The organism is Pseudomonas sp. MT92, from assembly GCF_058792515.1.
Map to the genome: position 1 here is coordinate 244,911 of NZ_JBXAFA010000002.1, position 12,251 is coordinate 257,161.

Consider the following 12,251-nt stretch of genomic DNA (forward strand, 5'->3'; position numbering starts at 1 on the left):
CTATCGACCCAACTCTATAGTCAAGTGGTGTTTTCATGAAAATCGGCGAACTCGAGGCCCGCAGCGGTGCCAGCCGCCATACGCTGCGTTACTACGAGCAAATCGGCCTGATCTCAGCGCTGCGGGGAACTAACAACTATCGCGTTTACACAGCGCAAACCCTGCAGGACCTGGTCTTTATCCAGCGCGCGCAAAGCATGGGGTTTTCCCTGGGGGAAATAGGCGAGATTCTAGATGCGCAGCGCAACAAGCTGATCGATTGTGCTGACGGTGCCAAGTTAATTGAAAAGAAGATGGCAGAAATCAAGCAGAAAATCGCCGACTTACAAAGCATTTATCGGTATCTGGATGAAGAGCGTGCAAACCTCGAAGCCAGTGCTGCCAAGCAACTTGAGCTTCAGCAGCTGAACAATTTGTCCAACTGAACCACACTGCTACACCGCTTCCACTTCATCGACCGGTAACGACGCAAACATTTCAGCGCGGCACACCTCAAGGATCTCATCCGCCAGCGCGGAATCATCCGGGCAGGCACGCGACAAAATAATTGCGCCAACAGCACGAGACAGCAGGTCGATCATTTTCTTTCTCCCCTCACCCGCCGGGGCATCCGGCCTCGTTGGATATTTGTCCCCCAGTGTTTGCAGGGTGTGCTCGATCCATTCGGCAAATGTCGCTTTCAAATCATCCGATTGACGCGCCGCATCGCCACACAACGCGGCCATGGTGCAACCGCTGCCGCGTCCGTCCCGATGTTCCCTCGTCACATAGGCGTCGATGAAGCCCGGAACATCGAGCGACTCAGCACTTTCCAGCGATTTTGAAAGGCTGCTGGCCGAGGCTTCGGCCATCAGGTCGGCCTTCGAACCAAAGTGCTTGTAGAAACCTCCGTGGGTGAAACCGGCTGCCGCCATGAGATCCGATACACCGACGCCGTCGAAGCCGCGTTCACGGAACAGTTCAGAGGCCGTCTCAACGATGTGCGCCCGATTGGCTTGCGCCTGGGCTTTGCTCACTCTCACGTGCAATACCTCGTGTCCACTGGGAAATCATGCGCCCGATGATACATAGATGCCGATCATAATCAAAATGGTTGACAGCTTAGATTGCGATCATCATCCTAATTGCATGCATAACCAGTCTCCATCAACGGGCACGGAAGAAATACCCAATGACCGACCAGAATCTGTTCACCCCTTACACGCTTGGCGCCCTCACGCTGTCCAATCGTGTCGTCCTCGCACCACTGACACGCAACCGCGCAGGCGAAGGCTTTGTGCCCAGTGAGTTCGCGGCCACCTATTACAGCCAACGCGCCAGCGCAGGCTTGCTGATCAGCGAAGCCACGCAGATTTCCCGACAGGGTCAGGGCTATCAGGACACCCCCGGGATCTACACGCCGGCGCAGATCGATGGCTGGCGCACAGTGACCGACGCGGTCCATGCCAAGGGCGGAAAAATCTTTCTGCAACTGTGGCATGTCGGCCGGGTGTCGCACGTTGATCTGCAAGAACACGGCGCCGCACCCGTGGCACCTTCTGCGCTGCGAGCCGCCACCAAAGTGTTCGTCAACAACCGTTTTGAAGACGTCTCCGAGCCGCGCGCACTGGATATCAACGAACTACCGGGGATCGTCGCCGATTTCCGCCAGGCCGCCGCAAACGCTGTTTGCGCCGGGTTCGATGGCGTGGAAATTCACGGCGCGAACGGCTATTTACTGGATCAATTCCTCAGGGACAGTGCCAATTTGCGCACCGATGCTTACGGCGGTTCGATTGAAAATCGTGCGCGCCTGTTGCTCGAAGTGACGGCGGCCGTCGTCAATGAAATCGGCGCGGATCGCACTGGCGTGCGCTTGTCGCCAGTGTCGCCGGCCAACGGCGTTTCCAGCAGTGATCCCCAAGCGCAATTCGATTACGTCGTCGAGCAACTCGATGCCCTCGATGTGGTTTATCTGCACGTGGTCGAAGGCGCGACCGGTGGCCCGCGCGACGTGGCGCCCTTCGATTTCGGTGCCCTGCGCCAGCGTTTCAAAAACACCTACGTCGCCAACAACGGCTATGACCTGGACCTGGCAACTTCGAAGCTCGCCCAAGACCAGGCCGATCTGATCGCCTTCGGTCGTCCCTTCATTGGCAACCCGGATCTGGTGGAGCGTCTCAAACGTGGCGCGCCGCTGTCCGCGTTTAATCCCGCCACCCTGTATGGCGGCGGCGCGACAGGCTACATCGACTACCCGACGTTGGCTGAATCGAGCGCCTCCGCAAGCTGAGCAATCCGTAACCGCGCTTTCTGTTTTCACTCATTTTGATAGAGAGATGACCCCATGAGCACTCGCCCTACCGTTCTCATCACTGACGCTTCCACTGGCATTGGTGCCGTCTACGCCGAACGCTTCGCGAAACGCGGCCACGATCTGGTCCTGGTCGCCCGGGACCAGGCACGCCTGGATGCCCTTGCAGCCCGATTGCGCAGCGAACACGGCGTCGCCGTCGATGTTATTCAGGCGGACCTGACCCAACTCAGCGATCTAACCGCCGTTGAAAGCCGCCTGCGCGACGACGCCCGTATCGGTATTCTCGTCAATAACGCCGGCGCCGCGCTGTCCGGCCACTTCATCGACCAAAGCACCGACAGCGTTGCGCAATTGGTCGCCCTCAACACCACGGCGCTGGTGCGGCTCGCCAGCGCCATCGCCCCTCGCCTGGCCAAAGCGGGTGACGGTGCAATCATCAACATCGGTTCGGTGGTGGGCCTCGCGCCGGAGTTCGGCATGTCGGTCTATGGTGCGACCAAGGCATTTGTACTGTTCCTCTCCCAAGGCCTGAGCCTGGAGCTTTCACCTCAGGGCGTTTACGTGCAGGCCGTACTGCCGGCCGCCACCCGCACGGAAATCTGGGATCGCTCCGGCGTCGACATCAACACCTTGAACGAAATCATGGAAGTGGGCGACCTGGTGGATGCCGCACTGCTCGGTTTTGATCGTCGCGAACCGGTGACGATCCCGCCACTGCAAGAAGCCGAACGCTGGGATGACCTGCAGAGCGCACGTCAGGGCTTGCTGGGGCAAATCCGCCAGTCTGCGGTTGCCCAGCGCTACCAGACCCAACAGTGATCTTTTGGTAGCGAGCACCCGGGCCCGATTCGAAGCAGGCGCAAGGCACTGCATGGAATCCGGCCCGCTGTCCGCAGTCGAAATGAACCCAACGAATACTAATAACCACGCAGGGTCGCATGTGTCATGAATCAACGTGCAGCTTTTGATTCATGAGGATGCCGGCCACGGCGGTATTTTCCAGCACTACGCTGACTGTGTGGCCAAGGCACTGGCCTTCCTTGATGCCTGATCAACGCGACGCCGCAAAAGCACCGCCCACCCATTCCAACCGACAAGAGCCGCACAACGATGAAGGCATTTTTAATTGATCGCTATGGCAAGAATCCCGGGCGCATTGGCGAAGTGCCCAGGCCTGCGGTGGGTGCCCACGACGTCTTGATTGAGGTACACGCCAGCAGCGTCAACGTGCTGGATTCGAAGATCCGCAAAGGCGAATTCAAACTGATCCTGCCCTACTCATTTCCGCTGGTACTGGGCAATGACCTGGCGGGCGTGGTGATTGAGGTTGGCGCCCAAGTGAAACGTTTCAAACCGGGGGACGAGGTCTACGCTCGCCCGCCCGAAACGCGGATCGGGACGTTCGCCCAATTGATCGCCGTGAATGAAAATGCGATCGCGCTGAAACCGGCCAATACCACCATGGTTCAAGCCGCATCCATCCCCTTGGTCGCACTGACCGCCTGGCAAGTACTGGTCGAAACCGCCCAACTGAAAAAGGGCCAGAAAGTACTGATCCACGCGGGTTCCGGCGGCGTCGGCACCCTGGCCATCCAGCTTGCCAAACACCTCGGCGCCTTTGTCGCGGCCACCACCAGCACCGCCAATGTCGAATGGGTAAAAGCGCTCGGGGCCGATCGGGTGATCGACTACACACGGCAAAACTTCGAAACCGTCCTGCATGACTACGACGTGGTGTTGAACAGCCTCGGCGCGGACGTACTGGAGAAATCACTCAAGGTCCTAAAGCCCGGTGGCCAGCTCATATCCATCTCAGGCCCACCCACTGCGCAGTTCGCGCAGGAGCAGGGGTTGTCCTGGCCATTGAAGCAAGTCATGCGCCTGCTGAGCCTCGGTATTCGGCGCAACGCACGCAAGCGGAACGTCAGCTACGCGTTCGTGTTCATGCGGGCCAATGGCGCCCAACTGCAACAAATCACTGCGCTCATTGAGGCCGGAATCATCAAACCTGTGGTTGACCGCGCCTTCACCTTTGAATCAACGGCAGAGGCCTTAAAGTACGTCGAGCAGGGACACGCCAAGGGCAAGGTCGTGGTTACGATCAAATGACTTCGCTGCCGGTCGATGAGTCGACCGCAGAGGCTGTGCAGCGTTTGCCGCGTCAATCTGCGCAGTGTTTACCAAAAAAACAGCCGCAGTCCTCGAATGTCGCGAATTTTGCACGTCAGCCACCACGTCCCGACCCGGGCAATCGGCGTTCCCGCGATCGCCCTTGTCATGAAATGAAAATTCGCTGTCGTGCGATGTGAAATGGCGGCCCCCGTTGCCCCCTAGAGTCGGTGCAAAACAACAAGACCGGACACGAGGGCCGACATGAGCAGATCCACCCGAACGAGCGAGACCGAAACCCCCACCCCGCGCACCCCGACGACCAGCCGAAAGCGTCGCGCGCGCAAGGATGCCGATCTCCCGGACGACACCCGGCAAAAAGAGCTGATCGGCACGGCTGCCAACCAGACCCTGGCAGGCAATCCGCTGGTCAGCGTGCGCGCGGCAGATCTGGCCAGCTCGGCCGGCTGCCTGCTCAAGGCCGTGGCCAAGTCGCCGCTCAAGGCGGGCGCTCATCTGGGAGGCTACCTGAAGGAACTGCGCGGCATCGTTGGCGGCTATTCCAGCATCGCGCCGGACCCGAAGGACAAGCGCTTCGCCGATCCGGCCTGGCAATCCAACGCCTTCCTGCGCGCCTTGCTGCAGAGCTACCTGGCCGGCCAAAGTGAGCTGACCCGCTTCATCGACTCCACCGACCTGGCCCCGCTGGAAAAGAGCCAGGCGCGGTTCGTGGCGGCGCTCCTGGCCGATGCAGTGGCACCGAGCAACTCGCCGCTGACCAATCCGGTGGCGCTGCGCAAGCTGGTGGACACCGGAGGCACTAGCCTGGCCAGAGGCATCCGCCAGTTCGGCGAGGATATGCTGACCAACCGTGGGCTGCCGAGACAGGTCGACAGCACGCCGTTCAAAGTGGGGGAAAACATCGCCACGGCCAAGGGCGCCGTGGTGTTTCGCAACGAGATGTTCGAGCTGCTGCAGTTCGCGCCCACCACCGAAAATATCTATGCCCGGCCCCTGGTGATGTCGCCGCCGCAAATCAACAAGTACTACGCCATCGACCTGTCGCCGGAAAAAAGCCTGATCCAGTGGATTCAGGACAGCGGCGTGACCCTCTTCGTCATCAGCTGGCGCAATCCCACCCGCGAGCACCGTAACTGGGGCTTGTCCGATTACGCGCTGTGCCTCGACCAGGCGGTGGACGTGGCGCGCAGGATCACCGGTAGCCCGGATGTGAACATGTGGGGCTCCTGCTCGGGCGGCATCACCCTGGCGGCCTACCTCGGCTGGCTGGCGGCCCGTGGCGAAGGCCACAAAGTGGCCAACACCAACTGGGCCGTATGCGTGCTCGACATGCCCTCGGCGCTGGACGACACCACCCTGGGACTGTTCACCACCCCGTCTGCCCTGCGCGCGGCCAAGGCCGGCTCCCGGCGCAAGGGCGTGCTGAGCGGCCAGGGCATGGCCCGCATGTTCGCCTGGATGCGGCCCAACGACCTGATCTGGAACTACTGGGTCAACAACTACCTGCTGGGCAACAAGCCGCCGGCCTTCGACATCCTGGCCTGGAACAACGACACCACACGCCTGCCCGCCCAACTGCACGCGGACTACCTCGACCTGATCCAGCAGAACCCCTACAGCAACCCCGGCACCCTGGAGATTGCCGGTGAATCGATCGACATGACCCAGGTGCAGGTGGGTGCCTATGTTGTGGGCGGTACCACCGATCACATCACTCCCTGGCAGGGCTGCTACGGCACGGCCCGGTTATTTGGCGAGGACACCACCTACATACTGTCCAACGCCGGCCACCTGCAGAGCCTGGTGAACCCGCCGGGCAACCCCAAGTCGTTCTACTACGCGGCGCCTGCCGACGCCGAGACCCCGGACACCTGGCTGCAGAACGCCGGGGAGCGCCAGCCAGGCAGTTGGTGGCCGCATTGGCGCGAATGGATCGGGCAGCGCTCGGGCGACAGCCGGCCGGCACCAAAGAAGCTCGGCTCGCGCAAGTACCCACCTCTCTGCCCTGCCCCTGGCACCTATGTCATGGAGCGATAACGCCAATCTGCTGCAGGAACGTCAGGTTGTCCTCCAGGTGCCAGTTTTCGGCAATCCTGCCGTCGGCGATGCGGTAGATGTCGGTGGCAATGAAATTCACCGCCTGACCCTGGCCTTTCACGCCGTTGAACGTGCCGGTGAAGTGCCCGGTGAAACGCAGGAACGACACCACCCGATCACCGCTGACGATCATCTGCCGGACTTCGCAGTTCAGGTCGGGCACGGCCGCGTGGAAAGCCGTGGACGCCGCCAGGGGCCCGGCGATGCCCTGTTCCCGACCCGGTGGCAAGGCGCGGTCCATGAAGTCAGGCGCCAGTGCCTGGCGGGCCAGCGCCGGGTCGCCGGACGACCAGAAGGTTGCGTAACGCCGTGCTGCGAGGGTCTGAGCCTGAACCTGTTCAGGCTTGGCACCGGGATCGACGATCAGCACTTTGGGGGTGACCAGCGTGGGTTCTGCGGCGACTGCCTGCTGGCCCAGAACCGTAGCCGTGACAGCGGCGGCCAACAGGCCAGTGATCAACGAGCGCATGGGGTTTCTTCCTTGGTGATGGAGGGGTAATCGCTGTAGCCCTTGGCCGTGCCGCCGAACAGCGTGGCAGGATCAAGCGGGGCCAAAGGCAGGTCCTGCGCCAGGCGCAGCGGCAAATCCGGATTGGCGACAAAGGGTCTGCCGAACGCCACGAGGTCGGCATAACCCTGGCCAATGACCCACTCGGCGCGCGCCCGGTCGTAGTTGCCGGCGACGATGATCGGGCGAGTGAAACGCTGGCGGATCGCCTGACGGAACGACTCGGTGAACACCGGTGCATCGTCCCAGTCCGCTTCGACCAGATGCAGATAGCCGATGCCCTTGGCCTGCAGGTACTCGGCCGCTTCGAGTATGGTCGGGAGGATGTCCGGGCAGGCCATGCCACGGGCCGTCAGAAAGGGGGCCAGGCGTATCGCCGTGCGTTCGGCCCCGACTTCATCGCTGACCGCATCGACCACCTCCTTGAGAAAACGCAGGCGGTTGCTGCGCGAGCCGCCGTATTCATCGGTCCGCGTATTGGACGTGGTGCGCAGGAACTGATCCACCAGATAACCATTGGCGCCATGGATCTCCACGCCATCGAAACCGGCCCGGATTGCCCGACGTGCGGCCTGACGGAAGTCGTCGACGATCTGTGCGATCTCAGCCTTGGTCAGCGCGCGAGGCGTCGGGCTATCGAACATGCCCCCTTGCCCCGTGACCGGGTCGACCTTCCAGATTTGCCCTTCAAAGGGTTCGGCGGACGGCGCCACCGGCAGTGCGCCCTGATGGAAGTCCGGATGGGACAAGCGGCCCACGTGCCACAGTTGCAGGAAGATGCGACCGCCCTCGGCATGTACCGCCTCGGTCACGCCCTGCCAGCCTTCCACCTGCGCTTCGGTGTGGATGCCAGGGGTAAAGGAATAACCCTTGCCCTGCGGGGAAATCTGCGCCGCCTCCGTCACGATCAATGCCGCCGACGCACGCTGCGCGTAGTACTGCGCGTTGAGGCTGTTGGGGATGTCGCCGGGCTGGCTGCTGCGCGCCCGGGTCATGGGTGCCATCACCACCCGGTGAGGGGCGTTCAGGCCGGCGAAGGCGATGGGTTCAAACAACGTTGAAGGGGTCGTCATGGTGAGCGTTCCTGAGCCAAATGAAGTGGATGGACTCAGTCTGCGACTACTGATCGAGTTTGATAATTAGGCTAATCTTTGATGGATTTTCAAAAATACTGGAACAATGATGGATAACCTGGAAGCCATCCGCCTGTTTGTCGAAGCGGCCCAACTGGGTGGACTCTCAGCTGCGGGGCGCAAGCTGGGTCTGTCGCCAGCCGCCGCCAGCGCCCGCTTGCTCAAGCTCGAAGCATCGCTGGCCACTCGCCTGTTCGAGCGCACCACCCGCCAGCTGCGGTTGACCGATGAGGGGCGGATTTACCTGCAACATTGCCGTCAGGCGTTGCAGGCGCTGGACGATGCGCGAGCGGCGCTGTCAGCGGAGAAAAAGGAAATCCGCGGCAAGATCCGGGTGTCCGCCACCTCGGATTTCGGCCGGCATGTGTTGAATCCCTGGCTGGATGAGTTCACTGCCCGCTATCCCCAGGTGGTACCGGCGCTGCTGCTGTCCGACTCGCTGTCGCACCTGATCGCGGACGATGTCGACCTGGTGATCCGCTTCGGTGTGCCGCCGGACAGCTCGTTGATCGCCCGCCCCCTGGCCGCCAATCGCCGCGTCCTGTGCGCCGCGCCGAGTTATCTGCAACGCAAGGGCACCCCTGAGCATCCGCGGCAGTTGGACGAGTTCGATCATATTGTCGCCGGCCAGTCGGGGTGGTCCAGCGAATGGCGCCTGCAGCGTGGCGAGGAAATGATGCTGTTCAAGGTGCCTCTGGAGGCAGCGCGCGAGACCAACGACGGCGCGTTGGCCCGCCAATGGGCGATCGATGGCCACGGCATCGTCCTCAAATCAATCTGGGACGTGAGCGCGGACCTGGCGGCAGGACGCTTGAGCCTGGTGCTGCCGCAATGGCAATCGGACGAAGCCCCCGTGTACGCGCTCTATCCCCGTAGCCGCTACCTGGCGCCACGGGTACGGGCATTGCTGGATTTCTTGTGTGAACGGTTCGAACAAGCCTCGCGTGAGACTGCCTTGTAAACCCCGGCGTGCGCCCGTGGATATTTCCAGGTTTTTTGATAATCCATGGCGCACGGCGGCGTTAAGTCATATCCAGACGTCGTTCAAGGCCGTTCGTTCGCCCTCTTCATGGCCGGTGTTCAAAATGCCTCGCGGTTCGATCATCATCAGTTTCGCCTCACCTTGCGCGGCGGTCCGGTGTGCAACGCCGCGTGGCACCACATAGAGTTCACCCGGATTTACGTGGACGCAGCTCTCTGGCAGGTCGATGCGCAAGGTGCCTTCCAGCACAAGAAACGCTTCGTCGGTCTCAGGGTGTGAGTGCCAGATGAATTCGCCTTCGATTCGCACGACCTTGAACTGGTAGTCGTTCATTTCCGCTACAACTCTGGGGCTCCATTGCTGCTCGATCAGCGAAGCCTTTTGCGCGAGGTTGATGGGCAGCGATGTGTGTGGGTGACGGGACTCAGACATGACAGATCCTCTTGAATGGAAGTCGTCAGCCTATCGAACCGTGAATCCATCGATCTTGTACGATCCTGCAAGTCCGCGTGCAGGCCGCAAGCGTTCCAGCCAACGCATGGGGGGCACGCCGTAGCAGCGCGTGAAATGTCGGGTCATGTGGCTTTGATCGTGAAAGCCTGCGGCGAGGGAGGCGTCAACCAGTGTGAAGCCGTCAAGGATCAACCCGCGAAAGCGATCCAGGCGACGCAGGGTGACAAAACGGTAGGGGCTGGTGCCATAGAGCGCCCTGAAGTCCCGTGACAGACTCCAGCGCTCGCGCCCGCTGGCATTTTCGAGCATCTCCAGCGTAATACCCAGGTGCAAATGCTCCAGTATGAACGCTCTGGCGCGTTCGGCTGAGCGGTAATCCAGGCTCTTGCGGCCGCGCGGCTTGCCTGCGACAGCACGCAACGCCATCGCCAGGTCATACAGGGCATCCTGCTCCTCCAGCGCTTCCAAGGGATGATCCACCGCTTGCACGAAGGCCTGGCTGGCATGGTACAGGCGCGGATCGTTCGAAAGCCCCCCGGCGATGAAGGGCAAAGGTTCCCCACCCAGAACGTTCTGGATCGATCCAGGGTCGATGTAGGCCATGCGGTAGCGAAAACCTGCGTCGGTGCCGGCCATGCCGTCATGAAGTTCGTCGGGGTGAAGCACGAGGGTGTTGCCTGGAACGCCGTGGCGCAACGAACCCTTGTAATGAAAGCTTTGCACGCCTGCGAGGGTGCGACCGATCGAGTAAGTATCGTGGCGGTGCGGGTCGTAACCGTGGCTGCCGAACCACGCTTCGATACGCTCGACGCTACCGGGTCGAGCGCTGCGGATGACCCAGTCGGAGGAGGCGGATGGGTCTTTTTTTCGATCCATGAAGGTGTTTCCCGTTTCTGTACAGTACTGTCGGAGATCTGCCCGATCACGCGTTCATTATGGGCAATATCACTCAACAAGGGGCGGCCGATAAGCGCGCAATTCCAATATCGCAGGCGTATCGGAAGGTACAGTCAACTCGATGACATGATGTGCATTGGGAAGGCCGGTTCCCAGTACATGACGCTGCTGCACCGAGCCATTTGCCAGGGCAGTCGGCGGCTCGTCGCCACAGACGAAGCGTCGCTCCCATTGAAAGCTTTGTTCATCCGCGAGACCTTTGCCGGATATTAACTTGGCGTAGGAAAAGTTCCAGGCGTCCGGCTGCAGGGTAACGTTCCCCGAGCGCGACTTGAAAACGTCCTTGCCCGATCCGCTTCCCTCTGCTCCTGTACGCGCGCTCTCGACGTCAAAGTCGAAGCTTTCTTGCGAAGTGTCTAAATTCCGTACCCGAAGCGTCCAGACATCCTCTTCGCGATATGACTGGCGGACGTCGACTTTTTTCAGGGCCGGCCATTCCGGGACATTCGGCAAACCCGTCACGCGGCTGGTTTGCCAGCAGCCGTCGAGCTCGCGAGGCGGCTTTCCGTCGATTGTGAGATTGACTTTTCCGTCCAGAGGCCCCGCAGCAATGAGTTCGGCGCGGTTGCCATAAAACTCATAGCGGGTCTTTTCGCCAGGAACAGGCGCAGTAAAACTGCGAACCTGGTCGGAAGTGTTCCGCCCATTGTTTTGAGAGTGATCCACAAGCTCCTCGATCCAACTGGTGAACAGGTTAGCCATGAGGGCCCACCCCTCGGCGTTGGGATGCGGCGGGTCGGCGAGAAGATCCGCTATTTGGAGATTATTCTCCTGCAAGTAGGCATTCCAGCGCTGGCGACGCGGTTCCAGCGCAAGGTCATATTTCGCCGCCATGGCTGGCTTCCAGACGCTGGACATGAACTCCTCCCAGCTCTTTTGCTTGAACCAGAAATGCCCCGTACAGCCCTCGGGCGGCGACCATTGAAGATGAAAGCCAGTGTCACACACCGGTTCAAGCGGATTCACGACATGGTCGGTTTGAATGATGATGTCGGCTGCCGTTTTTGAGCGAAGGGTCCGAATAATTCGCTCGTAGGCACGGTGATCGCCATACACGTGGAAAACGATCAGATCGGGATAGACCTCCTCCACGTCGCGAGCGACCGCCTGTTCCAGGAGAACGGCACTCCACCCCCCCAAAGCGAGGTTACGGTACACGAAGGCCACGTTGGGATATTTGACTCGCAAAGCCGCAATAGCCGGGTCGGTCCATGCCGGCGAGCTGATCGACTGTCCATAGAAAAGAATTTTCAGGACCTGCGGCTTCTCCGCTGTGGCTGAACGAATAATGGACAACGAGCGGCCAATCGCCTGGTCAGGATCTGGAGGAACCGGCTCTGCGGACACCTGTAGAAAACAGCTTGAAAGCACCAGGCTTAAAGTGACGACACCATTAACTTTCCCCCACATAAAAGCACCACATGTAAATGGTTAATCGTCCGTACGACCTGTCAGGGTGCAACAAGAAATCCTCTACAGGAGCGTATCGGACATCACTGTTGACGCCATGAGGCGCTGGATCGCAAAGGTGTGCTGCTTTGGAGCTCCTTTGAGCGGCTGAAGCAAAGCCCAGAAGAGTCTTGAGGGATTGTAGCTGCCCTTTACAAGAATGTACTGTCGTCGATACAGGCTGCGTTTGGCCGATAGCGGATGTTCCTGACTGACTGATTTCGGCCATGGATCGACGTCAAACAT

At 60.6% G+C, this 12,251-nt stretch carries 13 protein-coding genes and 1 pseudogene; 7 read left to right on the plus strand and 7 right to left on the minus strand.

Annotation, left to right across the window (positions count from 1 at the left end; all coding sequences use genetic code 11):
• Positions 1–35: 35 nt before the first annotated feature.
• Positions 36–425 carry a MerR family transcriptional regulator gene (locus AC1Q6D_RS04150; protein WP_103404335.1) on the plus strand — a complete coding sequence of 130 codons (390 nt, stop codon included), beginning with the start codon at positions 36–38 and terminating at the stop codon, positions 423–425.
• Positions 426–434: 9 nt separating this feature from the next.
• Here the strand turns inward: AC1Q6D_RS04150 and AC1Q6D_RS04155 are convergent, their stop codons facing one another.
• Positions 435–1,022, minus strand: coding sequence for a TetR/AcrR family transcriptional regulator (locus AC1Q6D_RS04155; protein WP_178083127.1), 588 nt, complete (start codon positions 1,020–1,022; stop codon positions 435–437).
• A 149-nt stretch (positions 1,023–1,171) separates the two neighbouring features.
• Here AC1Q6D_RS04155 and AC1Q6D_RS04160 point away from each other — a divergent pair, with 149 nt between their 5' ends.
• From AC1Q6D_RS04160 to AC1Q6D_RS04180, 5 genes and pseudogenes are all read left to right on the plus strand, one after another.
• Entirely contained in the window at positions 1,172–2,272 is a 1,101-nt protein-coding gene (locus tag AC1Q6D_RS04160; RefSeq protein ID WP_103404333.1) for an alkene reductase, read from the plus strand.
• Positions 2,273–2,326: 54 nt separating this feature from the next.
• Positions 2,327–3,115, plus strand: a complete 789-nt coding sequence (locus tag AC1Q6D_RS04165; protein ID WP_103404332.1) for an SDR family NAD(P)-dependent oxidoreductase — start codon at positions 2,327–2,329, stop codon at positions 3,113–3,115.
• A gap of 133 nt (positions 3,116–3,248) precedes the next feature.
• Positions 3,249–3,347, plus strand: a pseudogene (locus AC1Q6D_RS04170) (alpha/beta fold hydrolase); the annotation flags it as partial.
• 59 nt (positions 3,348–3,406) lie between these two features.
• On the plus strand, positions 3,407–4,405 hold the full coding sequence (locus tag AC1Q6D_RS04175; RefSeq protein ID WP_103404331.1) for an NADP-dependent oxidoreductase: 999 nt from the start codon (positions 3,407–3,409) through the stop codon (positions 4,403–4,405).
• A gap of 264 nt (positions 4,406–4,669) precedes the next feature.
• Positions 4,670–6,463, plus strand: coding sequence for an alpha/beta fold hydrolase (locus AC1Q6D_RS04180; protein WP_103404330.1), 1,794 nt, complete (start codon positions 4,670–4,672; stop codon positions 6,461–6,463).
• On the opposite strand, the gene AC1Q6D_RS04185 is transcribed toward AC1Q6D_RS04180, so the two are convergent.
• Both AC1Q6D_RS04185 and AC1Q6D_RS04190 read right to left on the minus strand, forming a co-directional pair.
• Entirely contained in the window at positions 6,450–6,992 is a 543-nt protein-coding gene (locus AC1Q6D_RS04185) for an ester cyclase (protein WP_103404329.1), read from the minus strand. The genes AC1Q6D_RS04180 and AC1Q6D_RS04185 overlap by 14 nt on opposite strands.
• A complete protein-coding gene (locus tag AC1Q6D_RS04190; protein WP_103404328.1) occupies positions 6,980–8,104 on the minus strand; it encodes an alkene reductase in 1,125 nt (374 codons plus the stop codon). Before AC1Q6D_RS04190 ends, AC1Q6D_RS04185 begins: the two co-directional genes overlap by 13 nt.
• Positions 8,105–8,213: 109 nt before the next feature.
• Between AC1Q6D_RS04190 and AC1Q6D_RS04195 the strand changes: the two genes are divergently transcribed.
• Positions 8,214–9,125, plus strand: a complete 912-nt coding sequence (locus AC1Q6D_RS04195) for a LysR family transcriptional regulator (protein ID WP_103404327.1) — start codon at positions 8,214–8,216, stop codon at positions 9,123–9,125.
• A gap of 66 nt (positions 9,126–9,191) precedes the next feature.
• On the opposite strand, the gene AC1Q6D_RS04200 is transcribed toward AC1Q6D_RS04195, so the two are convergent.
• The 4 genes from AC1Q6D_RS04200 to AC1Q6D_RS04215 all read right to left on the minus strand — a co-directional run bounded on the left by AC1Q6D_RS04200 (position 9,192) and on the right by AC1Q6D_RS04215 (position 12,251).
• A complete protein-coding gene (locus AC1Q6D_RS04200) occupies positions 9,192–9,578 on the minus strand; it encodes a cupin domain-containing protein (RefSeq protein WP_103404326.1) in 387 nt (128 codons plus the stop codon).
• 30 nt (positions 9,579–9,608) lie between these two features.
• On the minus strand, positions 9,609–10,475 hold the full coding sequence (locus AC1Q6D_RS04205) for an AraC family transcriptional regulator (protein ID WP_103404325.1): 867 nt from the start codon (positions 10,473–10,475) through the stop codon (positions 9,609–9,611).
• 69 nt (positions 10,476–10,544) lie between these two features.
• Complete coding sequence (locus tag AC1Q6D_RS04210) at positions 10,545–11,966, minus strand: SGNH/GDSL hydrolase family protein (RefSeq protein WP_103404324.1); 1,422 nt, start codon at positions 11,964–11,966, stop codon at positions 10,545–10,547.
• A 63-nt stretch (positions 11,967–12,029) separates the two neighbouring features.
• Entirely contained in the window at positions 12,030–12,251 is a 222-nt protein-coding gene (locus tag AC1Q6D_RS04215; protein WP_103404323.1) for a hypothetical protein, read from the minus strand.